The sequence below is a fragment of the Alcanivorax sp. 24 genome (assembly GCF_004360225.1).
Taxonomy (GTDB): Bacteria; Pseudomonadota; Gammaproteobacteria; order Pseudomonadales; family Alcanivoracaceae; genus Alloalcanivorax; species Alloalcanivorax xiamenensis.
This window is the reverse complement of record NZ_SNUA01000005.1, coordinates 237,208-261,587: the sequence shown is the minus strand read 5'-3', so window position 1 is coordinate 261,587 and position 24,380 is coordinate 237,208. Positions and strand designations below refer to the sequence as shown.

Here is a 24,380-nt window from a genome sequence, read left to right as displayed (position 1 = left end):
CTGGAATGCCCAGCTTCGAATCAACGGCAGTGAAAAGAAAAAAGAGTCCTTCGGTTGACTGTGACCGAGGGTCTTGCGGGTTCTCCGAGGTGTCCATGACTGTGTGAGGCAGGACGCTGGAACGGACCGCTAACGTGCAACACGCTGGCACGCCAACACGCTTTGAAACCACTCGGGCATCCCGGGGTGGAGCGTTCCATGGCTTAAGACCATTGAACTCCCCCTTCGGGGCGCCCTGTGGGGCGTCCAAATGGTGCTTTAAGCACCGTTGTGTGGCCCGGGATCTCCTCTACAAGGCGCATGGCTTCGTGGAAGGAGATGCCGGATCAAGTCCGGCATGACGGGGTTGCTTTGAATTGGTGTCCCCAAGGCCGGTAAGCGGGCCTTGGGTTTGGCGTGCCGGCGTGTTGCGTGTCAGCGTGCCAGCGGATGGTGGGACACTAATGGTTCCCGGCGTTTTTTATGACCACTAGTCAGACCCTGTCCTGGGCGGGTCTTGATGTGGGTCAAGAATGTCTCGCCGCCATCTATGCAAAATACTTGACTTGCATCAAGGGGGCGCGATGACGCGGGCGGATATTCTGTTCCAGCAGGGGGATCACGTGGTGGCCAGATTTCATGATCTGGTCCAGGGTGAAGGCGTGCAGGCCAATCAGTTCGCCATTCGCCACGGCGAGCAGGGCGCGCTGATTGATCCCGGCGGCGATCTTACCTATACCCCTCTGACCATCGAATTGAGCCGCCATCTCAACCTGCGTGACCTCACCTATATTCTGGCGTCCCACCAGGACCCGGATATCATCGCCTCGCTGCCGCGCTGGATGTTGCATTCGCACTGCAAGGTAGCGGTGTCCCGGTTATGGTCGCGGTTTCTGCCCCACCTGGCGTCCACCTTTGTTACCTCGCGGGTGGGGGAGCAGTGGCAGGAGCGGATTCTGGCGCTGCCGGATAAGGGGGCGGTGTTGCCGTTCGCGGATTCGGAGCTGTGGGCCTTGCCCGCCCACTTCCTGCATTCGGTGGGCAATTTCAGCTTTTACGATCCGGTCAGCCGCATCCTGTTTTCCGGGGACATCGGCGCCTCCCTGGGCGGAGAGGAAGGCGAGGTGCGCCGTTTCGAGGACCACATTCCCGCCATGGCCGGCTTTCACCGTCGCTATATGGCTGGCAATCGTGCTTGCCGCTACTGGGTGCGCATGGTGCGGGAGCTGAATCCGGCAATGATCGTGCCGCAGCACGGAGGCTATTTTGCCTCTCCGGTCATCATTGGGCGCTTTCTGGATTGGCTGGAACGGTTGGAATGTGGCCCTGATTTGATGGGGATGGAGCATTACCGGCTTCCCGAGAGAGTTGGCGCTCACCCAAATAGAACTAAATAGAATTTAATTTATTTTTTATATTTTAAAACGATCTAACACTTAAAGTGCTTTCTCAGCTCCACGGCGCAGCTGTCTGATTAGTTTCAGAACCAATTTCCCCTCCTTTATTCCCCTTTCAGTGTGACACAGCTAACAAACTGATTTTCAAGGAATTTCTTTTACATTCACCAATGTCGTGAAACTTGACTTGAGAAAAGCGCTGGCCATAGAGTGTCGCAATGTGGTGAAAAGTGGGATGAAGTGGGAAAAAGGCTTCATCCGGTGTGGCGAAGTGGGACGGATGACCGCTCCCGATGCTTCGACATAGAAAGGGCCGACATCAAAGGGGAAGGCCAGTGTTCAATGGGCGTACCGCGCTCAATCTGGATGCAAAAGGTCGGCTGACCGTGCCGACGCGCTACCGTGAGCCGCTGAACAGCGCTTGCGGTGGACGCGTTGTGCTTACTCAGCACCCCTATGACGCCTGTCTGGTGATGTATCCGTTTCCCGAGTGGCGCGAGATCGCCCGCCAGGTGGCCGCGCAGAGTGATGCCCATGCCCAGGTCCGCGCATTGAAACGCCGGTTCCTTGGTCAGGCGGTGGAAATGGACATGGACGGCAACGGCCGTCTGCTGGTGCCGCCGGAGCTGCGGGACGTGGTCGGGCTGGAGAAGCGCGCCATGTTGGTGGGTCTGCTGCACCGCTTTGAAATCTGGGCCGAGGACACCTGGAACGAACTCGAACAGCAGAACCTGGACCAGGAAGCCATGCCCGAGAGCGTGCAGGCTCTGTCGTTCTGACGCCGAGAGGTCATGGCATGAACAACGGGAAGCAGTACGCACACCAGCCGGTGATGCTGGAGGAGGTACTGGGAATGTGGTTCACGCGGGACGACGGCTTCTATGTGGACGGCACTTTTGGCCGCGGTGGTCACAGCCGCGCGCTGTTGTCGCTGTTGTCCCCCGCCGGGCGTCTGACCGGCGTGGACCGTGACCCGCAAGCGGTGGCCACCGGTGAGCAACTGGCGGCGGAAGATTCCCGGTTCCGTATCCATGCCGGCCGTTTTGACTGTCTGCCGGAACTGGTGAGGCAGGCCGGGCGGCCGATTGACGGTCTGTTGCTGGACCTGGGCGTGTCCTCGCCGCAGTTGGACGACGCCAGTCGCGGGTTCAGTTTTCTGCGCGATGGTCCTCTGGACATGCGCATGGATCCGGGCAGTGGTGAAAGCGTGGCCGACTGGCTGGCCCGCGCCGAGGAAAAGGACATCGCCGATGTGTTGTATCGCTTCGGCGAGGAGCGCAAGTCACGGCGTATTGCCCGCGCCATCGTCGCGCGCCGCCAGGAGGCGCCGTTGCGGACCACCCGGCAACTGGCCGATCTGATCGAGTCGGTGCTGGGCAAGGGCGATCCGGGCAAGCACCCGGCGACGCGCAGCTTCCAGGCCCTGCGCATCCACATCAACAGGGAGTTGGAGGCGCTGGAAGCGACTCTGGCACAAACGCTCGAGACGCTCGCCATCGGCGGGCGTCTCGCCGTTATCAGCTTCCATTCTTTGGAAGACCGGCTGGTGAAGCTGTTTATTCGCGACCAGTCCGGCATGGCGCCCCGGGGGCGGGGTGGATTGCCGCTGGGTGAGGAAACGCCACAGCGGCTGCGACCGCTGGGTAAAGCCCGGCGTGCCAACGAGGAAGAAGTGCGGTACAACCCGCGCGCCCGCAGCGCGGTGCTGCGCGTGGCGGAGCGGGTGGCCTGATGGCCCGCTGGCTGCATTGGCTGTTGCTGATCCTGGTAGTGGGGTCGGCACTGGCCGTCAGTTATACGGTGCACGAGGCGCGTCGCCTGACCGATGAGAGTCAGCGGCTGCAGCGGCGCCAGGCGCAACTGGAGACCCAATGGGGGCAGTTGCTTTTGGAACACAGTACCTGGGGCAGTTATGCCCGGGTGGAGAGCCTGGCCAGAGAAAAGCTGGGCATGAAAGTCCCGACCACCGATGAGCGAGTGTTGACACGGCCATGAGCGCCACCAAACGTAAAGCGACACGCAAACCGGTCGCCAGCAAGCGCTGGACCGGCAGACGCTGGCACCTGGTGCTGGCGTTCTGGTTGGTGTGTGCCGGCGTGCTGGTGGTGCGGGCGGTGGATCTGCAGGTGGTCGAGCACGACTTTCTGGCGCACCAGGGGGATATCCGTAATCTGCGGGTGGAGCCCCTGGCCGCCAATCGGGGTGTGATTCGTGATCGCAACGGCCGGCCGTTGGCGGTCAGCACCCCGGTGGTGACCCTGTGGGCGAATCCCCAGGAAGCAATGGAGAATCAGCAGCAGTGGTCCAAGCTGAGCGGCAACTCGATCATTGACCGGGCGCATTTCGCCCGGCGCGTGAAAGCACACTCCGGCCGCGAATTCATCTATCTGGCCCGGGGGCTGGCACCGGAACAGGCGGAATCGGTGCTGTCGCTGGGTGTACCGGGTATCTATTCGCTGACTGAATACCGCCGTTACTACCCGGCCGGTGAAGTAACCAGCCATGTGGTTGGTTTCACCAATATCGATGAGCAGGGCCAGGAAGGCGTGGAACTGGCCTTCGACAAGCAGCTCACCGGCGCCCCGGGTCGCAAGAAAGTGGTGAGGGATCTGCTCGGGCGGGTTATTCAGGACATCGAGCTGATCGAACCGGCGCGTCCGGGCAAGGACGTCACGCTGAGCCTGGATTTGCGGTTGCAGTATCTGGCCTACAAGGAACTGATGTCCGCGGTGCATCGCTTTGGCGCCACTGGCGGTTCGGTGGTGGTGCTGGATGTGAAGAGTGGCGAGGTGCTGGCCATGGTCAACCAACCGGGCTACAACCCCAATAACCGCAAGGGCATCAATACTTCCAGCCTGCGCAACCGGGCCGTTACCGACCTGTTCGAGCCCGGCTCCACGGTGAAACCGTTCACCGTGGCCGCGGCCCTGGAACAGGGCATGGTGACCCCCGCCACCGCCATCAACACCCACCCGGGCTATCTGCGCGTGGGGCCGAAAACCATTCGCGATCACCGTGATTATGGCGTCATCGATGTGACCACGGTGCTGACCAAGAGCTCCAACGTCGGCACCAGCAAACTGGCGCTTTCCATGGACCAGCAGGTGCTGCCGGCCATGCTCGAGCGGTTCGGGTTCGGCCAGCCCACCGGTGTACGCTTCCCCGGCGAGAGCGGCGGGGTGCTGCCGATCCGCGCCAAGTGGCGCGATGTGGAGCGGGCGGCGTTGTCTTATGGCTATGGTGTCAGCGTGACCGCCCTGCAGCTGGCGCAGGCCTACGCCATCCTGGGCAATCAGGGGCGCCGCGTGCCGCTGTCCATGATCAAGGTGGATGAGGTGCCCCAGGGCGAGCGGGTGATTGGCGCGGACACCGCCCATGCCATCGTCGATATGCTGGAAACCGTGGTGGGTCAACTGGGTACCGCCCGGCGGGCCCGTATCCCCGGTTACCAGGTGGCCGGCAAAACCGGCACGGTGCACAAGCTGACCGCCACCGGCTACGCCGAACACCGCTATCAGGGCATTTTCGCCGGTCTGGCGCCGGCCACCGATCCGCGCATCGCCGCCGTGGTGGTGATCGATGATCCGGACCAAAGCGCCTACTACGGCGGTCTGGTGGCGGCGCCGGTGTTCTCCACCATCGTCGGTGGCGCTCTGCGCGCCATGCACGTGCCGCCGGACAAACCGGAAGGCGTGATCGCCGGCGAGCCGGACGGGGAGGGGCGCACATGATCACCCTGGGCGACTTGCTGAACGATCTGGCATTGCCGGCCGACCTGGCCGGCTTGCCGGTTATGGCGCTGCGGCTGGACAGCCGGGCGGTCCGTCCTGGCGACGTGTTCCTGGCGGTGCCCGGATTCCGTACCGATGGCCGCAGTTACATCGGCGCCGCCGTCGAAGCCGGGGCCGTGGCCATCCTGGAGGAAGGCGATGACTTTACCGTTGACCAGAGCGGCGCGGTGCCACGCATCGGAATTCCCGGGCTTGGCCGTGAGGTCGGCGCCCTGGCAGCCCGTTTTTACGGCTGTCCCGCCAATCAACTGAACATCGTCGGAGTGACCGGCACCAATGGCAAAACCAGTATTACCTGGTTCCTGCGCGACGCTCTGGATGCCGTCGGCCATCGCTGTGGTCTGATCGGCACCTTGGGCGTGGGGCTCAAAGGGAGCGAGGAGGATACCGGCCACACCACGCCGGATCCGATCACCCTGCAATCGGCGCTGCACGGTTTGCGGGAAAAAGGCGCGGATTACGTTGCCATGGAGGTGTCCTCCCACGCTCTGGACCAGGGGCGTCTGGGGGATACCCGGGTGCCCTGCGCGGTGTTCAGCAATCTCAGCCGCGATCACCTGGATTACCACGGCAGCATGGACGCCTATCTGAACGCCAAGCGCTCTTTGTTCACCCGTCCGGGTCTGTCCATGGCGGTGATCAATAGCGATGACGACGCGGCCTCCACGCTGGTGGCCAGCCTTGATGACGGCGTGCGTTGCGTGACATTCGGATCCACCGACGGCGCCACCGTTCGTTGTCTGGAACACCGCGCCCTGCCGGAAGGCATGGAACTGGTCTTGAGCGTGGGCGGCGAGTCGCTGTCCCTGCGCCTGCCGCTTTATGGCGACTTTAATTTAAGCAATGTAATGGCGGTGGCCGGGGTATTGCACGGATTGGGCTGGAACAACGACGTGTTGAGTCAGGGACTGGGTGCGCTGACGCCGGTCCCGGGACGGATGGAGTCGCTGTGCCAGCCGGGGCAGCCGGTGGTGGTGGTGGATTATGCCCACACGCCGGACGGCCTGGAGAAGGCCCTGAGCGGCGTTCGCGGCCACTTCCCCGGCCGCCTGTGGTGCGTGGTGGGTTGCGGCGGTGACCGTGACACTGGTAAGCGCCCGCTGATGGGCGCGGTGGCGGAAAAACTGGCCGACCGCGTGGTGCTCACCAGTGACAACCCGCGCAACGAGGCGCCGGAAGGCATCATCGAGCAGATCCGCGCTGGCATGAACCAACCGCAAGGCGCGTTATGTCTGAGCGACCGGCCGGAAGCCGTGGCCAGGGCCATTGCCGAAGCCGAGGCCGGGGATGTGGTGCTGATCGCGGGCAAAGGCCATGAGCGTTATCAGGAAGTGGCCGGACATCGTTATCCCATGGACGACCGGGCCCTGGCCCGGGCGGCGCTGGCGCGCCGGGGAGGACAGGCATGATGCGTCTGTCGCGGATCAGTGAATGGACCGGTGGCGTGTTGCGCGGCGCCGACCGGAATATCAGCGCGGTATCCACCGATACCCGGCAATTGTCCGACGGCGCTTTGTTCGTGGCGCTGCGTGGCGAGCGTTTCGACGGCCACGCCTTCCTGGAGCAGGCCCGCGATGCCGGCGCCGTGGCCGCGCTGGTGGAGGCGGATCAGGACGTTTTCGAGTCCCAGGTGACGGTGGCGGATTCGCGCCGTGGTCTGGGCCTGCTGGCCGCGGGTTACGCCGCCGGATTCCCGGTTCCCCGGGTGGCGGTGACCGGCAACGCCGGCAAGACCACGGTGAAGGAAATGATCGCCGCGCTGCTGGGTGAAGGGACCCTGGCGACCCGGGGCAATCTCAACAACGACATCGGTGTGCCGTTGACGTTGTTGAGGTTCGATGACCGGGTGCGCCAGGCGGTCATTGAACTGGGCGCCAATGCGCCGGGCGAAATTGCCTGGACCAGCTCGTTGGTACGGCCCCGGGTGGTATTGATCACCAATGTGACCGGCGCCCATCTGGAGGGCTTCGGCACCATGGAGGGCATCGCCCGCGCCAAGGCGGAAATCTTCTCCGGCTGCGCGGCGGGCGCCGCCGCGGTGATCAACAACGACGATGGCTTCGCCGACTTCTTCGCCGGGGAGGCCATCAATCAAGGCTTGAACGTGATTCGTGTCGGCGGCGCGGACGGCGCGTTGCGTGCCGAGGGCGTGGTCCTGGACGACAGCGAAGTCCGTTTCCGGCTGATGCCTCAGGGGTTGCCGGTGCGGGTGCCGCTGGCCGGCGTCCATCAGATCCAGAACGCCTTGCTTGCCCTGGGCGCGGTCAGTGCCCTGGGGATTGAGTTGGCTGATGTGATCGACCGCTGGCAGTCGCTGAGTCCGGTGCCGGGGCGGATGAACCTGAAGAAGCTGGGTGGCGGGCTGTTGGTGGACGACACCTACAACGCCAACCCCGGGTCGGTGCGGGCGGCGATGCGCTGGCTGGCCGACCGGCCGGCGCCGCGAACCCTGGTGCTGGGGGCTTTGGGGGAATTGGGGCCCGGCGCCGACGAGATCATGCGTGCCCTGGGCGAGGAAGCGGCCCGGGACCTGGATCTTTTGATCGTTATGCCGGGAGCGGAAGCCGCCGCGGCGGGCTTCGGCGAAGGCGCTGTTCCGGCGGCGGACCATGAAGACGCCGCCGCGCGCGCCGGCGCCGCTCTTGATGCCGGCGGCACGGTATTGGTGAAAGGCTCACGCACTGCCCGCATGGAGCTTGTGGTGCACCGGCTTGAAGAACTCAAGGGGGGACACTAAATGCTGCTTTGGCTGGCGGAGAATCTATCGAGCCTGTACAGCGGATTCCTGGTTTTCCAGTACATCACCCTGCGCGCCATCATGGCGGTGCTCACCGCGCTGTTCCTGGCGTTCTGGATTGGGCCGGTGATGATTCGCAAACTGCAGGAAAAACAGGTCGGTCAGGCGATCCGGGACGATGGCCCGAAGAGCCATCTGAGCAAGGCTGGCACGCCGACCATGGGCGGCGGCCTGATTCTGGTTTCCATCGCCGTGGCGACGTTGCTGTGGGCGGACCTGTCCAATCGCTACGTCTGGGTGACCCTGGGCGTGCTGGTGGTGTTCGGTGCCGTCGGCTGGGTGGACGATTGGCGCAAGGTGATTGAAAAGAACCCGCGCGGCCTGCCGGCGCGCTGGAAGTACTTTTGGCAATCGGTGGGGGCACTGGGCGCGGCACTGGTGCTGTTCTTCACCGCGCAGAGCCCGGCGGAAACGCAACTGATCGTGCCGTTCTTCAAGAACGTGGCCATCAACCTGAGCTGGTTCTACGTGGTGCTGACTTACTTCGTCATCAACGGCACCTCCAACGCGGTGAACCTGACCGACGGCCTGGACGGGCTGGCGATCATGCCCACCGTGCTGGTGGCGGCGGCGCTGGGCATTTTCGCCTACGCCAGCGGCCACGCCGAGTTCGCAACCTATCTGCAGATCCCCTATATCGCCGGGGCCGGCGAACTGGTGGTGATCGTCGCTGGTCTGTGTGGCGCGGGACTGGGCTTTCTCTGGTTCAACGCCTATCCGGCCCAGGTATTCATGGGCGATGTGGGGGCGCTGGCTCTGGGCGCGGTGCTCGGCGTGATGGCGGTGATCGTCCGCCAGGAAATCGTGCTGTTCATCATGGGTGGCGTGTTCGTGATGGAGACCGTGTCGGTGATGCTGCAGGTGGCGTCGTTCAAGCTCACCGGCCGGCGCATTTTCCGTATGGCACCGATTCACCACCACTTTGAACTGAAGGGATGGCCGGAGCCGAAAATCATCGTCCGGTTCTGGATTATTACCGTAATGCTCGTACTGGTGGGTCTGGCGACCCTGAAACTGAGGTAAGGATGACGAAGGACGCGTTTGATCTGGTCATTGGCCTGGGTGTTTCCGGCCGCTCCGTGCTCCGCTATTTGCAGGGGCAGGGTATGGCCGTGCGCGCTCTCGACACCCGCCCGGCTCCGGCGGGCCTGGATGACCTGCACGCGGAATTTCCCAAGCTGAAGGTGCATACCGGCGGTTTCAAGAAAGGCTGGATGGAACGTGCCCGCCGTCTGATCGTCAGCCCTGGCGTGGCGATTTCCACCCCGGCCATTGCCGCGCGGATCGCGGAAGGCAAGGAAGTGATCGGCGACATCGAACTGTTCGCCCGTGCCGCCAGCCGCCCGCTGGTGGCGATCACCGGTTCCAATGCCAAGAGCACCGTCACCACGCTGCTCGGGGAAGTGGCCGAGGCCTGCGGCCGTCAGCCGGGAGTGGGTGGCAACCTGGGCATCCCGGCATTGGATCTGTTGGCCAGCGATGCTGGTCTGTACGTGCTGGAGCTGTCCAGCTTCCAACTGGAGACCACCTACAGTCTGAACGCCCAGGTGGCCACCATCCTCAATGTGTCCCAGGACCATCTGGATCGTTATAACCGCTTCAGTGACTACCTGGCCGCCAAGCAGCGCATTTACGACGGTTGTCAGGTGGCGGTATGGAATCGCGATGATGTGGCCACCCGTCCTCAGGTGCCGGTGCCGAGGGAAGTGACCTTTGGCAGTCACCCGCAAGCGGATTATCGGCTCGACAGCGATCGCAACGCGCTGCTTTACAAGGGCGAGATCCTGTTGACGCTGGACCAGCTGACGCTTACCGGCCATCACAACGCCATGAATGTGTTGGCGGTGCTGGCCATGGCCGACGCTTTGGGATTGGAACGGGAAACCGCACTGGCCACGGTCTGTGCCTTCCAGGGCCTGCCTCATCGCTGCCAGAAGGTGGCGGAAGCCGGTGATGTGCGCTGGTTCAATGATTCCAAGGCCACCAATGTGGGCGCCACGCTGGCGGCATTGACCGGTATTGGCGAAGCCATCAACGGCAAGGTGATTCTGATCGCCGGCGGGCAGGGCAAGGGGCAGGATTTCTCTCCGCTGGCGGAGCCGGCCCGGCAATACCTGCGCGCGGCGCTGCTGCTCGGTGAAGACGCGGACAAGGTGGCGGACGGTCTGATCGGCGTGCCTCGTGAACGGATCGAGACCATGGCCGAGGCGGTGACACGGGCGCGGCAACTGGCCCAGCCCGGTGACGCCGTGCTGCTGTCGCCGGCCTGCGCCTCCTTCGACATGTACAGCGGCTACACCGAACGCGGCGATGATTTCGCCTGTCATGCCCGGGAGGTGAGCCATGGCTAGTGTGCTGATGCGCCCGCGGGCCGGGCAGCTCGATCAGGTTTTGATGTGGTCGGCGATCGGTCTGACGCTGGTGGGGCTGGTGATGGTGACGTCCGCCTCGCTGCAGATCGCCGAAACCCGGCTGGATAACCCGTTCTATTACGGCATCCGCCATGGCACCTATCTGTTGATCAGCCTGGGCATCGGCGCCGCCGTGTACTGCTGCGTGCCGCTGGCACTGCTGGAGCGGCTGCGCTTCGCCATGCTGCCGGTGGCGGTGGTGGCGCTGGTTCTGGTGTTCGTCCCTGGTCTGGGCCGTGAAGTGAACGGCTCCACGCGCTGGATCGCGCTGCCGGGTATGACGATTCAGGCCTCCGAGATCGTCAAGCTGTGTTTCGTGCTTTATCTGGCCGGCTATGTGGCACAGCGCAAGGCGGAACTGGAAACCCAGTGGAAGGCCTTTTTCGCGCCGCTGGGGGTGCTGGGATTGCTGACCTTCATGTTGTTGCTGGAGCCGGATTTCGGCGCCGTGGTGGTCCTGGGTATCACCACCATGGGCATGTTGTTTCTGGCCGGCGTGCCGACCCTGCGGTTCCTGTTGATCGGACTGGTGGCGGTGGGCCTGGCGGCATTGGTGGCCGTGGCGGAACCCTATCGGGTGGCGCGGCTGATGAGTTTTCTTGATCCCTGGGCGGATCAATACGGGTCCGGATACCAGCTGACGCAGAGCCTGATCGCTTTTGGCCGCGGCAACTGGTTCGGGGTTGGCTTGGGCAACAGCGTGCAGAAGCTGTTTTACCTGCCGGAAGCGCACACCGATTTCGTTTTCGCGGTGTTGGCCGAGGAGTGGGGGCTGTTCGGTACCCTGCTGTTGATTTTCGGCTTCGGCCTGCTTGGCTGGCGCGTATTCCGTATCGGCCACACTCTGGAACAGCGGGGCTTCCTCTACCACGCCTATGTGGTTTACGGCATCGCCTTCGTGTTCTGCGCCCAGGCGTTCATCAATCTGGGAGTGAATATGGGTGTCCTGCCCACCAAGGGGCTGACTTTGCCTTTTGTCAGTTATGGCGGTTCCTCGCTGGTGATTTCCGCGGTGATGGTGGCGCTGGTATTGCGCGCCAGCGCGGAGCAGCAGGAACTGCAAGCGCGGGGGAGGGCGAAGCGATGAGCGGGACCATCCTGATCATGGCCGGCGGTACCGGTGGCCACGTTTTCCCCGCCCTGGCCGTGGCAGAGCAACTGCAGGCCGCTGGCTATCGCATCCTCTGGCTGGGCGCCGAGGATGGCATGGAAACACGTCTGGTGCCGCGCCACGGTTTCCCGGTGGCGACCCTGGGCGTGGGCCGGCTGCGCGGTGGTGGCCTCAAACGCAAGTTGATTGGTCCGCTGCAACTGATCCGCGCGGTGTGGCAGGCCCGGTCCGTTATTCGCCGTGAGCGGCCGCTGCTGGTGGTGGGGTTCGGTGGTTTCGTCAGTGCGCCTGGCGGCATCGCCGCCCGGCTGTGTGGCGTGCCTCTGGTGATCCACGAGCAAAACGCGGTGCCGGGGATGACCAACCGGTTGCTGGCCCGGTTCAGCGATCAGGTATTGGAAGGTTTCGAGGGTGCCATGCCCGGTGCCATCTGGGTGGGTAATCCGGTACGCGAGGACATCACCGGGCTGAACGATCCGGCCCAGCGCTATGCCAGCCGGCGCGGTCCCCTGCGGGTGCTGGTGCTGGGGGGCAGCCAGGGCGCTCTGGCCCTTAACCAGGATTTGCCGGAGCTGTTGCTGGCGGCCCTGGGACCGCACCTGGAAGTGCGTCACCAATGCGGCCGTGGCCGTACCGAAGAGGCCCGGCCGGTGTACAAGGCGTTGGGCCTCAACGCCACGGTGACCGAGTTCATCGATGACATGGCTCAGGCCTACGACTGGGCCGATCTGGTGGTGTGCCGCGCCGGCGCTCTGACCGTGGCGGAAGTGGCCGCCGCCGGTGTGGCGGCGTTGTTCGTGCCGCTGCCGACGGCGGTGGACGACCATCAGACCCTGAACGCCAACTGGCTGGTGGATCGCGGCGCCGCCCTGATGCTGTCGCAGCGGGATATGAACGCCAGCGCGCTGGCGCGCAGTCTGGCCGGCATGACCGAACGGGATGCGCTGGCGGAACTGGCCTGCCGTGCCCGTCAGCTGGCCATCGCCGACAGCGCGCAGCGAGTGGCCCGACTTTGTGAGGAGGTAGCCGATGGCCGATAACGCCGCCGCCAGTAACCAGGCCGCCAACAGCCATGTGGTGCCGGAGATGCGGCGTATCCGCGGCATCCATTTCGTCGGCATCGGCGGCGCCGGGATGTGCGGTATCGCCGAAGTACTGGCCAACCAGGGCTATCAGGTCAGCGGTAGTGATATCAAGGAATCGCCGGTGGTGGTGCGCCTGCGCCGGTTGGGTGTGCGCGTGGACATTGGCCATCGCGCCGAGAACATCGAAGACGCCGACGTGGTGGTGACCTCCACCGCGGTGAGCACGGATAACGTGGAAGTGGCACGGGCCCACGAGTTGCGCGTCCCGGTGGTGCCGAGAGCGCAGATGCTGGCGGAGCTGATGCGTTTCCGTCACGGCATCGCGGTGGCCGGCACGCACGGCAAGACCACCACCACCTCCATGGTGGCGGCGATTCTCGGTGAGGCCGGACTGGACCCGACCTTTGTTATCGGCGGCCGTCTCAACAGTGCCGGCACCAACGCCCGGTTGGGACAGAGCCGTTATCTGGTGGCCGAAGCGGACGAGTCCGACGCCAGCTTCCTGCACCTGCAGCCGATGAGCGCCATTGTCACCAACATCGATGCCGATCACATGCACACCTACGGCGGTGATTTCGCCCGCCTGGAGAACACCTTCATTGAGTTTCTCCACAACCTGCCGTTCTACGGCGTGGCGGTGATGTGCGTCGATGATCCGGTGGTGCGCCGTCTGTTGCCGCGGGTCAACCGGCAGGTGATTCGTTACGGCTTCGCCGAGGACGCGGATCTGCGCGCCGAAGCGGTCAGCGCCCATGGCATGAGCACCCGCTTCCGGGTGGTGCGCGCGGAGGGGGAGCCATTGGAAATCACCCTGAACATGCCCGGGCGTCACAACATTCTGAATGCGTTGGCGGCGATTGCCGTGGCCAGCGATGAAGGGGCCTCGGATGAGGCCATCGTGCGTGCCTTGAACGGCTTTAGCGGAGTGGGGCGGCGCTTCGATGTGCTTGGCGAATACCCCTGCCAGGAAGGCAGCGCCACGCTGGTGGACGATTACGGTCACCACCCCCGGGAAGTGGCCGCCACCGTGGCGGCGATCCGCGAAGGCTGGCCGCGACGGCGGCTGGTGATGCTGTTTCAGCCGCACCGTTATACGCGGACCCAGGACCTGTACGAGGATTTCGTCGAGGTGCTGTCGCGGGTGGATGTATTGCTGATGTTGGAAGTGTATGCCGCTGGCGAGGAGCCGGTTCCCGGCGCTGATGCCCGGGCCCTGTGCCGCAGCATCCGGCAGCGCGGCCAGGTGGAGCCGGTGTTCGTCGACGATCCGGCGAAACTGCCCGACCTGCTGGAGAACCTGCTGCGCGACGGTGATCTGTTGGTGACCCAGGGGGCCGGTAACGTGGGCACGATCGCGCGGGACCTGGCTGAGCGGGTGAGAGGAGAACGGTCATGATGATCGATAACGCCATGAAACAACGATTGGCACGCATCGGTCGGGTGGCGGTGCTGGCCGGTGGCAGCTCGGCCGAGCGCCCGGTATCCCTGAAAAGTGGCGCCGAGGTGCATCAGGCCCTGCGCCAGCTGGGATTGATCGCCGAATTGGTGGACCCCTCGGAAGTGGGCGTGGAAACCCTCAAGGGGTTCGATGTGGCCTTTGTCGCGCTGCATGGCCGCGGCGGCGAGGACGGTGTGATTCAGGGTGTGCTGGAACATCTCGGTGTGCCGTACACCGGCTCCGGAGTCATGGCCTCGGCCATCGGCATGGACAAGGTGCGCACCAAATGGCTGTGGAAAGGTGTTGGCTTGCCCACTCCGGCTTTTCATCTGGTGGGCGCGGACGATGACAGCGAGGCGCTGGCCAGACTGGGTTTCCCGCTGATGGTGAAACCGGCCCATGAAGGCTCCTCCATCGGTATGGCCAAGGTGGAGGACGAAACCCAACTGCGCAAGGCGCTGGATGACGCTCGCCGGTATGACAGCGAGGTGCTGGTGGAAGCCTGGGTTAACGGCCCCGAATACACCGTCTCCGTGGTTGGTGAACAGGTGCTGCCGGCGATCCGGCTGAAGACGCCGAATCAGTTCTATGACTATGAGGCCAAGTATCAGTCCAACAGCACCGAGTATCTGTGCCCGGCGGGGCTCAGTGACGAGGACGAGAACGAGCTTCGGGCACTGTCGCTGCGCGCCTTCAAGGTGGTGGGCTGCCAGGGCTGGGGCCGCGTCGATGTGATGCGCGATGAGCAAGGGCGCTGGCAGTTGCTTGAGGTGAACACGGTGCCCGGCATGACCGACCACAGCCTGGTGCCGATGGCCGCCCGTGCCGCCGGTGATGAGTTCCCGATTCTGGTGGCGCGGATTCTGTTGGACGCGGTGGACCGGTTCCCGCCGCGCAAAGGAGGTAAACGCCGTGGCTAAGGCGCCTCGCCGTCAAAAGGGAGCGCAACCGCGTTCCCGTGGTGCTTCCAGCGTCCGGCGCAAGACGCCCCGGGTACCGCTGCGCGAGCGCCTGGCGGCGGCGGTGCCAGCGGTGCTGGTGGCCCTGGTGGCGGCGGTGCTGGTGGGCGGCGTGATTTATCTGCCACGGGTGCTGGACCACTATCCGGTACGCAAAGTCGGCGTGGACGGGGTCACCGACGTCCGCCGTCAGCAACAGGTGCAGACCAAGCTGGCCACCCTGGTGCGTGACGCCAACTACTTTACCGCGCCGCTGGATCGTATCTACGACCAGGCGCGGGAACTGAGCTGGGTGGCGGATGTCTCGGTGCGGCGCCAGTGGCCGGATACCGTGGTGCTCACCGTCACCGAGCGCGAGCCGGTGGCGGTATGGAACGAGACCCTGCTGGTTTCCAGCACCGGTGAACCGTTCAAGGCATTGAAGCAGTACGACCTGACTGGACTGCCGCGCCTGAACGGACCGGAACAGCGGCTCGACGAAGTAATGAGCTACTACCACAGCATGGCCAAGTTGCTCAGCGACATTGGCCTGGGGATTGAACGGATGGAGGTGAACGCGCGTCTCACCGCCCGTCTGACCCTGAATAACAACATGCAGTTGGTGGTGGACCGGGAACAGTACGTGAACAAGCTGCGCCGTTTCGTGCGGTTGTACCGCGGGGTGCTGAGCACCGACAGTCGCGGCGTGGCCCGGGTGGATCTGCGCTACGCCGATGGCGTGGCGGTCACCTGGCGGGATGACCAGGACGCGCAAGCGGCATCCGCCCGCCGGGCGGGCAAAGTATAACGGATCGAGGCAAGCGCTAATGGCGAACGCAATGGACAACATGATCGTGGGGCTGGACATCGGTACCTCCAAGGTGGTGGCGATCGTCGGTCAGGTGACCAGCGAAGGCACCGTCGAGGTGGTGGGGCTCGGATCGCAGCCCTCCCGCGGCATGAAGAAAGGCGTGGTGGTGGATATCGAGGCCACGGTGCGCTCGATCCAGCGGGCGGTGGAAGAGGCGGAGCTGATGGCCGGGTGCCAGATCCACTCGGTCTACGCGGGCATCGCCGGATCCCATGTGCGCAGTCTCAATTCTCACGGCATCGTGGCGATCCGTGACCGGGAGGTGATGCAGGCGGATATCGACCGTGTCATCGATGCCGCCCAGGCAGTGGCGATTCCGGCGGATCAGAAAACCCTGCACGTGCTGCCGCAGGAATACGTGGTGGACAACCAGGAAGGGGTGCGCGAGCCGGTGGGTATGAGCGGGGTGCGCCTGGAGGCCAAGGTGCATCTGGTGACCTGCGCCGTGAACGCGGCCCAGAACGTGGAAAAAAGCGTACGCCGCTGCGGTCTCGAAGTGGAGGACATCATCCTCGAGCAACTGGCCAGCGCCTATTCGGCGCTTACCGAGGACGAACGTGAACTGGGCGTATGCATCGTCGATATCGGCGGTGGCACCACCGATATCGCCATCTTCACCGAAGGGGCGATTCGCCACACCGCCAATATTCCGATTGCCGGTGATCAGGTCACCAACGATATCGCCATGGCGCTGCGCACACCGAAGCAGCACGCCGACGAGATCAAGATCAAATACGCCTGCGCGTTGACGCAATTGGCCGGCGCCGACGAAACCATCAAGGTGCCGAGCGTCGGTGATCGGCCGCCGCGTACTCTCAGCCGCCAGAATCTGGCGGAAGTGGTGGAGCCCCGTTACGACGAGCTGTTCACCCTGATCCAGGCGGAGATCCGCCGCTCCGGGTATGAGGACCTGATCCCCGGCGGCATCGTGCTTACCGGCGGCTCCTCCAAAATCGAGGGCGCGGTGGAACTGGCGGAGGAGATTTTCCATATGCCGGTGCGGTTGGGTACGCCTCAGGGCGTGGCCGGGCTCACCGATGTGGTGCGCAATCCGATTTATTCCACTTCCGTGGGCCTGCTGCTTTACGGGCTGCGGATGGAGAAGGAAGGCCTGAGCGCCCGGGCCCAGGCCGGCGGCGGACAGGTGAACTGGCTCGAGCGCTTCAAGCGCTGGTTCCAGGGCAATTTCTGATGGAAACGCTGGCACGCAACACGCCAGCACGCAACACGCTGAATCGGAGTGGTTTTCGCGTGTTGCGTGAAGCGTGCAAGCGTGGAGCGATTTCAACGGTTTCAGAGCGGGCCGGACAGGCTGGCCCGATTTGGAAAAGGCAGTAACCAGGGAAGCAACAAGCGGGAGATCAATTATGCAATTCAAACTGGAAGATTCCGTACCCCATGGCGCGGTGATCAAAGTGGTGGGCGTTGGTGGTGGCGGCGGTAACGCCGTGGACCACATGGTGCGCTCCAACGTGGAAGGCGTGGACTTCATCTGCGCCAATACCGATGCACAGGCCCTGCGCAACTCCTCGGCCAAGACCGTGATTCAGCTGGGCAGCCAGGTGACCAAGGGCCTGGGTGCCGGAGCCAATCCGGACATTGGCCGGCAGGCGGCGCTGGAGGACCGTGACCGCATCGCCGAATTGCTCGACGGCGCGGACATGGTGTTCGTCACCGCCGGCATGGGCGGTGGCACCGGTACCGGAGCGGCGCCGGTGGTGGCCGAGATCGCCAAGGAACTGGGTATCCTCACGGTGGCGGTGGTAACCAAACCGTTCCCGTTCGAGGGCAAGAAGCGCATGCGCTCCGCCCAGGAAGGCATTCAGGCTCTGCGCGACCAGGTGCACTCCCTGATCACCATCCCCAATGAGAAGCTGCAGGCGGTACTGGGCGGTTCCACCACCCTGCTGGACGCGTTCAAAGCGGCCAACGAAGTACTGCAGGGCGCGGTGAAAGGGATCGCCGATCTGATCGTTCGTCCCGGTATGATCAACGTCGACTTCGCCGACGTGCGCACCGTGATGAGTGAGCTGGGTACCGCGATGATGGGTACCGGTCTCGCCACCGGCGACAACCGGGCCGCCGAAGCCGCCCAGGCCGCCATCTCCAGCCCGCTGCTGGAAGATGTGGATCTGCGGGGTGCCCGCGGCATCCTGATCAACATCACCGCCAATGAGTCCATCGCTCTGGATGAGTTCTCCGAAGTGGGGGACATCGTCAGCGAGCTGGCCAGCGAGGAAGCCAATGTGATCATCGGCACGGCCATCGACCCGGATATGGGCGACAATATCAGTGTGACGGTGGTCGCTACCGGTTTGGGCGCCCAACAGGAACTGAAAGTGGTACGTGGCCGTCAGAACTCATTGGGCGCGGAAGGCCGGGTGGACTACAACGACCTGGAGCGTCCCGCGGTGGAGCGTCGTCGTGCCGCGCAACAAAGCATGGGCGGTTCCGGCCGTGGCGCGGTGAACACCGCGGAAGATCTGGACTTCATTGATATCCCGACCTTCCTCCGCCGTCAGGCCGACTGACGGCGGCGCGGCTAACGGCGCGATAGGCACGGTCAATGGTGCGGTAAGAGGATTTTGGGTATACTTATCCTCTTATAACGCTTCGAGGATGGCAGTATCCTTATTTTTCAGGATACCGGTAGCTTTGTGACGGATCGATGATCAGACAACGAACACTCAAAAACGTAATCCGCGCCACCGGCGTAGGGTTGCATACCGGTGAGAAAGTCTACCTGACGGTACGTCCGGCGCCGGTGGACACTGGCATCGTGTTCCGCCGCGTGGATCTGGATCCGGTGGTGGAGATCAAGGCGGGTGCCCACAATGTTGGGGAAACCACCTTGTCCACGACCCTGGTGCGGAATGGCGTCAAGGTGGGCACGGTCGAGCATTTACTCTCCGCCATGGCAGGGCTGGGGGTCGATAACGCCTATGTGGAGTTGTCGGCGCCGGAAGTCCCGATCATGGATGGCAGTGCCGGGCCCTTCGTGTTTCTGCTGCAGTCCGCGGGTATCCGTGAGCAGGAGGCGGCGAAGAAGTTCATCCGGATCAAGAAGAAGGTGACGGTGAAAGAAGGCGACAAGGTCGCTACTTTCGTGCCTTTTGACGGGTTCAAGGTGACTTTCTCGATCGAATTCGACCACCCGGTCTTCGAGGAACGCGATCAGCTGGCGAGCATCGATTTCTCCACGACATCGTTCGTGAAGGAAGTGGCGCGCGCCCGGACCTTCGGGTTCATGCGTGATATCGAGTTCCTGCGTAGCCAGAACCTGGCGTTGGGCGGCAGTGTCGACAATGCCATCGTGGTGGACGAATACCGCATCCTTAATGAGGATGGTCTGCGTTACGACGACGAATTCGTGAAGCACAAGATGCTGGACGCCATCGGCGACCTGTATCAGTTGGGCTACAGCCTGATTGGCGAATTTGTCGGTCACAAGTCCGGTCACGCTTTGAACAACGCCCTGCTGCGCGAACTGCTGAGCCAGCCGGACGCCTACGAAGTGGTGACATTCGAGGACGCCGACGCGGCACCGATCTCCTACGCCGGACCTTTGGCCACCGCCGAATAACGGTGCGCTTCCCCGGTCCACCCTGGCCACCCTCCCGCGGCCGGGGTGGGCACTCATGCTTTGTTTATTGTTCTTTCCTGATGAATCCAGAGATGGCCGCATGGCGCTTGCCGGCGATTCCATGGTGCCCTGCAACGCATCAAAAGAGCCGTTGAGGCTCATGACCCGCGCCTTCGGCGGCTCGGTAGTCCCGGTAAACCGGGATTGGCGTGCAAGCGTGTTGCGTGTATGCGTGTTAGCGAATCACCGCGCGCCTCGCTTCTGGCTTTTCAGATGACTTATCCCGTCACTTTTTGACCCGGCTGGCCAGTCGGGCCAGGGCTTCACTCAGACCTGGATCGTCCATGTCCCGCGCCGCGCGAGCAATATGAGCCGCACTTTCCGCATCCAGAACCGGTCCCATGGCATGATATTTGCCTTTATCAAGGGGGGAGCGGCTTGTGTCAGGACCGCTGTCCAACTGGCGCCGGCCGGTGACCACGATCTTGACGCTGGCGGCACCGGCCAGGGCTCGCTGCAGCCGGGGCAGATGGAAGCGCAGAAGCTGAGCGGTGGTGCTGTTTTCCACCAGTGCCAGCCAGCGTTGCGATTCTTCCACCAGCATGACCCGGTCACGCAGCGCGGGCGGCAGGCACGCCCGCGGGTCCCTGTCCTGAGAAGGGGCGGGTTGTGCGCGGGCATTGGCCGCCAGCCGTCCCAGTCTGGGATGGCGTTTGAGCAGCGCCCCGAGGTTTTGGGGCCGGTTTGTATTGGCCATGGTATTTCCTTACACTACCCGGCTAATTGTAAAAAAACGATAAGTCTCCCGCCAGCTACTCCGGGCTCATCGAATCACCGCCAGACCCTGACCGGTCGGGTGGCAGTAAAGAAACCGGAGAGACCAACGGGGACGGTGCCGCCCGGCACCACCGGCATTGTCATTTATGAATGGATATTCCGCGGGCCCTCGGACCGTTGGCCTGAAGACTTTTTGGAAGGGGTGTTTCCACACTCATGAACATCATATGGCTTAACAGCAAGGGCGGCCATGCCCGATCGGTGCAGTTATCCCGATATTGGCTGTATCTGGCGCTTTCGGTCATGATCGCGCTGCCGGTGGCCTTGGGTACCGGCGCCTACTGGCTGAACTACAAACTGGCGCCACCAGCCTACACCGAAGCGGTGGCCGAGCGGTTCCAGCACGAACTCAACGAGCAGAAGCGTGAAGTGGCGGACCTGTCCCGGCTCAGCGCTGAACAGTTCCGAGCCCTGACCCTGCAACTGGCGGACACTGAAGCCCGGCTGGTGCGTCTGGATGCCCTCGGAGAGCGTTTGGTGGACGTGGCCGGCATCGACGGCCAGGAGTTCGATTTCAGCAGCGCCCCGGCCATTGGTGGTCCGGAAGTGGAGGGCAGCAGCAGCTTCACGCCGCCGTCGTTCATGCAGGAACTGGAGCGGGTGACCACCGCCCTGCAGCGGCGCGAGCAGCAGTTGGACATTCTGGAAAAGCTGCTGGCAAACCGCCAGCTCAAGGATGAAACCTTCCTGTCCGGCCGGCCGATCCCGCATGGCTGGATGTCCAGCCGGTATGGCCGCCGCACCGATCCGTTCAGCGGTCGGGTGGCCTGGCACAAAGGGGTGGATTTCGCCGCCCGGGACGGGTCGCCGATTATCGCCACCGCCTCCGGCGTCGTTACCTACGCGGGCAGGAAAACCGGCTACGGTCAGTTAGTGGAAATCAACCACGGCAACGGTATCAGCTCCCGTTATGCCCACGCCAAGAGCGTCACCGTGGAAGTGGGGGATATCGTGCGCACCGGCGATACCGTCGCCATCGTTGGCAGCAGTGGTCGTTCCACCGGCCCTCACGTGCACTACGAAGTGTTGAAGAACGGCCAGCAGGTGGATCCCTCCCCCTATATCGCCCGGGCACGCCGCTAGCCCGCCATCCCTGGCGGGAGGCGGAGCGGAGCGGGGTGCTGTCAAGCACCCTCATTGACCGGGGACCGTCAGCCGGGTCTTGATTCCTCCGCCCAAGGCTTGAATTATGGTCGCCCCTACCCAATCTCGTGAGTAGAATGATCCCTCCTTAGCGCGGGGCGCTCTGCTCCACCCATTGAGAAAAAACGGACGTTTCATGCTGTCTTCCATCGCAAAGAAAGTCTTCGGCACCAAAAATGACCGTGAACTCAAGCGTATGAGCCGCCTGGTCACGGCGATCAACGCGCTTGGTGACGACATGGCCAAACTGGATGACGAAGCGCTGAAAGCCAAGACCGGCGAATTGAGATCCGCGTTCGCCGAGGGCAAGACGCTGGATGAACTGTTGCCGGAAGCGTTCGCCGTGGTCCGCGAGGCCGCTACCCGCATCATGGGGATGCGCCATTTCGACGTGCAGTTGCTGGGCGGGATCGCGTTGCACGAGGGGCGTATCGCCGAGATGCGCACCGGTGAAGGTAAAACCCTCACCGCGACCTTGCCGGCCTATCTCAATGCGCTGTCCGGTCTGGGCGTGCACGTGGTGACCGTGAACGAATACCTGGCCGAGCGGGACGCCAACTGGATGCGTCCCCTGTACGAATTTCTCGGTCTCTCCGTCGGCATCATCTACTCCCAGCAGCCGGCGCCGGAAAAGCGTGAGGCCTATGGTTCCGACATCATTTACGGTACCAACAACGAATACGGTTTCGACTATCTGCGTGACAACATGGCCTTCCGGCTGGAAGACCGGGTGCAACGCAAGCTCAACTTCGCCATCGTTGATGAGGTGGACTCCATTCTTATCGACGAAGCTCGTACCCCACTGATCATATCCGGTCCCGCTTCCGACTCCTCCGAATTGTATCGGCAGGTCAATCTGCTGATGCCGCGGCTTCAGCCGCAGCCGGAAGAGGGGGATGAAACCGGTCACTATGTGATCGACGAGAAACAGCGGCAGGTGGAACTGACCGAGGAAGGTCACCAACTGATCGAGTCCCTGCTGGTGGACAACGATCTGCTGGAGCAGGGAGAGAGCCTGTACGCGGCCCATAACCTGACGCTGCTCCATCACGTGCACGCGGCTCTCAAGGCCCATGCCTTGTTCCACCGGGACCGGGAGTACGTGGTCCAGAACGATCAGATTGTTATCGTCGATGAACATACCGGCCGGACCATGCCGGGGCGCCGCTGGTCCGATGGCCTGCACCAGGCGGTGGAGGCGAAGGAAGGCGTTCGTATTCAGCAGGAAAACCAGACGCTTGCCTCCACGACCTTCCAGAATTACTTCCGTCTGTACGACAAGCTCTCTGGCATGACCGGTACCGCCGACACCGAGGCGGTGGAGTTTCGTCAGATCTACGGCATGGATGTGGTGGTGGTGCCCACCAACCGTCCGATGGCGCGGATCGATGCCAACGATCTGGTCTATCTGACACTGAAGGAAAAATTCGAAGCGATTGTCGACGAGGTCAAACAGTGCGTCGAAAAAGGGGCGCCGGTGCTGGTGGGTACCGCCACCATCGAGGCCTCCGAATATCTCTCCCATCGCCTCAACCAGGACAAGATCAAACACCAGGTGCTCAACGCCAAGCAGCACGAGCGTGAAGCCCAGATCATTGCCCAGGCCGGGCGCCCGGGCACCGTGACCATCGCCACCAACATGGCCGGCCGGGGGACCGATATCGTACTTGGCGGTAACCCGGAGGAGCAGATCAAGCATCTTGATGATCCGGATGGCGCGGAAGCACGGAAGATTCGCGACGAATGGCGGGACAACCACGCCAGGGTGCTGGAAGCCGGCGGCCTGCACATTATCGGCTCCGAGCGGCACGAATCCCGCCGTATCGACAACCAGCTGCGAGGCCGTGCCGGCCGGCAGGGCGATCCGGGTTACACCCGCTTTTTCCTGTCCATGGAAGACGACCTGATGCGTATCTTCGCCTCCGACCGGGTGCGCAACATGATGCGTTCTCTGGGCCTGAAGGACGGTGAAGCCATTGAACACCGCTGGGTGACGCGGGCCATCGAGAATGCCCAGCGCAAGGTGGAAGCACGCAACTTCGATATCCGCAAGAACCTGCTCGAATACGATAACGTGGCCAATGACCAGCGCCGTGTGGTGTACAGTCAGCGCGAGCAGATTCTGGAATCCGACAGCCTGTCATCTTCCATCGAAAGTATCCGCCGTGACGTGATGCCGGATGAAGTTCACGCCTACATGCCGCCGGGCTCGGTGGAAGACCAGTGGGACGTGGACGGACTGGAGCGCGCCCTGGCGACGGAGTACAGCTGTCGGGCGCCGGTAAGCCAATGGCTGAGTGAAGACACCGGACTGCACATCGACGGGGTGGTGGAAAAGGTCATCGAGACCATGGAAGAGGAATACCGCCGCAAGGAGCAGGAGGTCGGTGAGGAAACGCTGCGGCAGATCGAAAAACACCTGATGCTGCAGATCCTGGACCGCCATTGGAAAGAGCACCTGGCCAGCATGGATCATCTGCGTCAGGGCATCCATCTGCGTGGTTACGCGCAGAAGAACCCGAAACAGGAATACAAGAAGGAAGCCTTCGAGCTGTTCCAGGCCATGCTGAACCAGATCCAGCACGAGCTGATTCGCGTACTGCATAATTTCGAGGTGCGACGCGATGACGAAGTGGAACGGCTGGAAGCTCAGCGCCAGGAAGAGGCCCGGATACAGGCGGAGCGGATGAAGGCGCAACAGGAGCAGATGGCCGCTCCCACCGCGTCCGGCGACGGTGTTCAGACCCAGGGGCCGCCGCAGGTGGCCCAGCCGGTGGTGCGCGAAGGCCGCAAGGTGGGGCGCAATGAACCCTGTATTTGCGGTTCCGGCAAAAAGTACAAGCACTGCTGCGGCCGCCTGGAAAGCTAGTCCCCGCGGCACTAGTGTCCCACGGATGTGGAACAGGCGGTTTACACGCAACACGCTGGCACGCCTACACGCTGATTCGCTGTCAAGACCGCTTCCCACAGCGGCGCCGTAGCTTCCTCTGTGGGAAGCT

Annotated in this window: 20 protein-coding genes; 19 read left to right on the top strand and 1 reads right to left on the bottom strand. The window is 63.2% G+C overall.

The annotated features are described in order from the left end of the window. The first annotated feature begins 563 nt into the window (after positions 1 to 563). From E0L37_RS09425 to lpxC, 17 genes are all read left to right on the top strand, one after another. Entirely contained in the window at positions 564 to 1,376 is an 813-nt protein-coding gene (locus E0L37_RS09425; RefSeq protein WP_133491486.1) for an MBL fold metallo-hydrolase, read from the top strand. A gap of 335 nt (positions 1,377 to 1,711) precedes the next feature. Beyond that, complete coding sequence (gene mraZ / locus E0L37_RS09420) at positions 1,712 to 2,155, top strand: division/cell wall cluster transcriptional repressor MraZ (protein ID WP_063142472.1); 444 nt, start codon at positions 1,712 to 1,714, stop codon at positions 2,153 to 2,155. Positions 2,156 to 2,172: 17 nt separating this feature from the next. After that, positions 2,173 to 3,108: a 16S rRNA (cytosine(1402)-N(4))-methyltransferase RsmH gene (gene rsmH, locus E0L37_RS09415; RefSeq protein WP_133491485.1), complete on the top strand. Its 936-nt coding sequence runs from the start codon at positions 2,173 to 2,175 to the stop codon at positions 3,106 to 3,108. Beyond that, positions 3,108 to 3,371 carry a cell division protein FtsL gene (gene ftsL, locus E0L37_RS09410; protein WP_133491484.1) on the top strand — a complete coding sequence of 88 codons (264 nt, stop codon included), beginning with the start codon at positions 3,108 to 3,110 and terminating at the stop codon, positions 3,369 to 3,371. Before rsmH ends, ftsL begins: the two co-directional genes overlap by 1 nt. After that, positions 3,368 to 5,107, top strand: coding sequence for a penicillin-binding protein 2 (locus E0L37_RS09405; protein WP_240687447.1), 1,740 nt, complete (start codon positions 3,368 to 3,370; stop codon positions 5,105 to 5,107). Before ftsL ends, E0L37_RS09405 begins: the two co-directional genes overlap by 4 nt. Then, positions 5,104 to 6,576: a UDP-N-acetylmuramoyl-L-alanyl-D-glutamate--2,6-diaminopimelate ligase gene (locus tag E0L37_RS09400; RefSeq protein WP_133491483.1), complete on the top strand. Its 1,473-nt coding sequence runs from the start codon at positions 5,104 to 5,106 to the stop codon at positions 6,574 to 6,576. The genes E0L37_RS09405 and E0L37_RS09400 overlap by 4 nt, the downstream gene beginning before the upstream one ends. Continuing rightward, positions 6,573 to 7,904 (top strand): UDP-N-acetylmuramoyl-tripeptide--D-alanyl-D-alanine ligase, encoded by a 1,332-nt coding sequence (gene murF, locus E0L37_RS09395; protein WP_133491482.1) that lies wholly within the window; start codon positions 6,573 to 6,575, stop codon positions 7,902 to 7,904. The genes E0L37_RS09400 and murF overlap by 4 nt, the downstream gene beginning before the upstream one ends. Beyond that, positions 7,905 to 8,987, top strand: coding sequence for a phospho-N-acetylmuramoyl-pentapeptide-transferase (gene mraY, locus E0L37_RS09390; RefSeq protein WP_133491481.1), 1,083 nt, complete (start codon positions 7,905 to 7,907; stop codon positions 8,985 to 8,987). Between the two features lie 2 nt (positions 8,988 to 8,989). Further along, positions 8,990 to 10,315: a UDP-N-acetylmuramoyl-L-alanine--D-glutamate ligase gene (gene murD / locus E0L37_RS09385; protein WP_133491480.1), complete on the top strand. Its 1,326-nt coding sequence runs from the start codon at positions 8,990 to 8,992 to the stop codon at positions 10,313 to 10,315. Then, positions 10,308 to 11,462, top strand: coding sequence for a putative lipid II flippase FtsW (ftsW, locus tag E0L37_RS09380; RefSeq protein WP_236563944.1), 1,155 nt, complete (start codon positions 10,308 to 10,310; stop codon positions 11,460 to 11,462). The genes murD and ftsW overlap by 8 nt, the downstream gene beginning before the upstream one ends. Continuing rightward, positions 11,459 to 12,526 carry an undecaprenyldiphospho-muramoylpentapeptide beta-N-acetylglucosaminyltransferase gene (gene murG, locus E0L37_RS09375; protein WP_133491479.1) on the top strand — a complete coding sequence of 356 codons (1,068 nt, stop codon included), beginning with the start codon at positions 11,459 to 11,461 and terminating at the stop codon, positions 12,524 to 12,526. Before ftsW ends, murG begins: the two co-directional genes overlap by 4 nt. After that, on the top strand, positions 12,516 to 13,967 hold the full coding sequence (murC, locus tag E0L37_RS09370) for a UDP-N-acetylmuramate--L-alanine ligase (RefSeq protein ID WP_133491478.1): 1,452 nt from the start codon (positions 12,516 to 12,518) through the stop codon (positions 13,965 to 13,967). Before murG ends, murC begins: the two co-directional genes overlap by 11 nt. Continuing rightward, complete coding sequence (locus tag E0L37_RS09365; protein ID WP_133491538.1) at positions 13,967 to 14,929, top strand: D-alanine--D-alanine ligase; 963 nt, start codon at positions 13,967 to 13,969, stop codon at positions 14,927 to 14,929. The genes murC and E0L37_RS09365 overlap by 1 nt, the downstream gene beginning before the upstream one ends. Beyond that, positions 14,922 to 15,755 carry a cell division protein FtsQ/DivIB gene (locus tag E0L37_RS09360; RefSeq protein ID WP_236563943.1) on the top strand — a complete coding sequence of 278 codons (834 nt, stop codon included), beginning with the start codon at positions 14,922 to 14,924 and terminating at the stop codon, positions 15,753 to 15,755. Before E0L37_RS09365 ends, E0L37_RS09360 begins: the two co-directional genes overlap by 8 nt. 19 nt (positions 15,756 to 15,774) lie before the next feature. Next, positions 15,775 to 17,010 carry a cell division protein FtsA gene (gene ftsA / locus E0L37_RS09355; RefSeq protein ID WP_133491477.1) on the top strand — a complete coding sequence of 412 codons (1,236 nt, stop codon included), beginning with the start codon at positions 15,775 to 15,777 and terminating at the stop codon, positions 17,008 to 17,010. 175 nt (positions 17,011 to 17,185) lie between these two features. Beyond that, on the top strand, positions 17,186 to 18,349 hold the full coding sequence (gene ftsZ, locus E0L37_RS09350; protein ID WP_133491476.1) for a cell division protein FtsZ: 1,164 nt from the start codon (positions 17,186 to 17,188) through the stop codon (positions 18,347 to 18,349). A 137-nt stretch (positions 18,350 to 18,486) separates the two neighbouring features. Then, positions 18,487 to 19,401, top strand: coding sequence for a UDP-3-O-acyl-N-acetylglucosamine deacetylase (gene lpxC / locus E0L37_RS09345; protein ID WP_133491475.1), 915 nt, complete (start codon positions 18,487 to 18,489; stop codon positions 19,399 to 19,401). Between the two features lie 286 nt (positions 19,402 to 19,687). Here lpxC and E0L37_RS09340 read toward each other — a convergent pair whose 3' ends face one another. Continuing rightward, positions 19,688 to 20,158, bottom strand: a complete 471-nt coding sequence (locus E0L37_RS09340) for a hypothetical protein (protein WP_133491474.1) — start codon at positions 20,156 to 20,158, stop codon at positions 19,688 to 19,690. Between the two features lie 236 nt (positions 20,159 to 20,394). Between E0L37_RS09340 and E0L37_RS09335 the strand changes: the two genes are divergently transcribed. Beyond that, positions 20,395 to 21,321 carry a M23 family metallopeptidase gene (locus E0L37_RS09335; RefSeq protein WP_133491473.1) on the top strand — a complete coding sequence of 309 codons (927 nt, stop codon included), beginning with the start codon at positions 20,395 to 20,397 and terminating at the stop codon, positions 21,319 to 21,321. Between the two features lie 196 nt (positions 21,322 to 21,517). After that, on the top strand, positions 21,518 to 24,250 hold the full coding sequence (gene secA / locus E0L37_RS09330; protein WP_133491472.1) for a preprotein translocase subunit SecA: 2,733 nt from the start codon (positions 21,518 to 21,520) through the stop codon (positions 24,248 to 24,250). Positions 24,251 to 24,380 lie beyond the last annotated feature (130 nt).

Excerpts from the sequence above, each read along its gene's own strand:
- murC (WP_133491478.1), top strand. The coding sequence starts at position 12,516 with ATGGCCGATAACGCCGCCGCCAGTAACCAGGCCGCCAACAGCCATGTG.
- murF (WP_133491482.1), top strand. The coding sequence starts at position 6,573 with ATGATGCGTCTGTCGCGGATCAGTGAATGGACCGGTGGCGTGTTGCGC.
- mraY (WP_133491481.1), top strand. The coding sequence starts at position 7,905 with ATGCTGCTTTGGCTGGCGGAGAATCTATCGAGCCTGTACAGCGGATTC.
- ftsL (WP_133491484.1), top strand. The coding sequence starts at position 3,108 with ATGGCCCGCTGGCTGCATTGGCTGTTGCTGATCCTGGTAGTGGGGTCG.
- E0L37_RS09335 (WP_133491473.1), top strand. The coding sequence starts at position 20,395 with ATGAACATCATATGGCTTAACAGCAAGGGCGGCCATGCCCGATCGGTG.
- ftsZ (WP_133491476.1), top strand. The coding sequence starts at position 17,186 with ATGCAATTCAAACTGGAAGATTCCGTACCCCATGGCGCGGTGATCAAA.
- E0L37_RS09425 (WP_133491486.1), top strand. The coding sequence starts at position 564 with ATGACGCGGGCGGATATTCTGTTCCAGCAGGGGGATCACGTGGTGGCC.
- E0L37_RS09365 (WP_133491538.1), top strand. The coding sequence starts at position 13,967 with ATGATCGATAACGCCATGAAACAACGATTGGCACGCATCGGTCGGGTG.
- secA (WP_133491472.1), top strand. The coding sequence starts at position 21,518 with ATGCTGTCTTCCATCGCAAAGAAAGTCTTCGGCACCAAAAATGACCGT.
- E0L37_RS09405 (WP_240687447.1), top strand. The coding sequence starts at position 3,368 with ATGAGCGCCACCAAACGTAAAGCGACACGCAAACCGGTCGCCAGCAAG.
- murD (WP_133491480.1), top strand. The coding sequence starts at position 8,990 with ATGACGAAGGACGCGTTTGATCTGGTCATTGGCCTGGGTGTTTCCGGC.
- ftsA (WP_133491477.1), top strand. The coding sequence starts at position 15,775 with ATGGCGAACGCAATGGACAACATGATCGTGGGGCTGGACATCGGTACC.
- E0L37_RS09400 (WP_133491483.1), top strand. The coding sequence starts at position 5,104 with ATGATCACCCTGGGCGACTTGCTGAACGATCTGGCATTGCCGGCCGAC.
- murG (WP_133491479.1), top strand. The coding sequence starts at position 11,459 with ATGAGCGGGACCATCCTGATCATGGCCGGCGGTACCGGTGGCCACGTT.
- E0L37_RS09340 (WP_133491474.1), bottom strand. The coding sequence starts at position 20,158 with ATGGCCAATACAAACCGGCCCCAAAACCTCGGGGCGCTGCTCAAACGC.
- ftsW (WP_236563944.1), top strand. The coding sequence starts at position 10,308 with ATGGCTAGTGTGCTGATGCGCCCGCGGGCCGGGCAGCTCGATCAGGTT.
- lpxC (WP_133491475.1), top strand. The coding sequence starts at position 18,487 with ATGATCAGACAACGAACACTCAAAAACGTAATCCGCGCCACCGGCGTA.
- rsmH (WP_133491485.1), top strand. The coding sequence starts at position 2,173 with ATGAACAACGGGAAGCAGTACGCACACCAGCCGGTGATGCTGGAGGAG.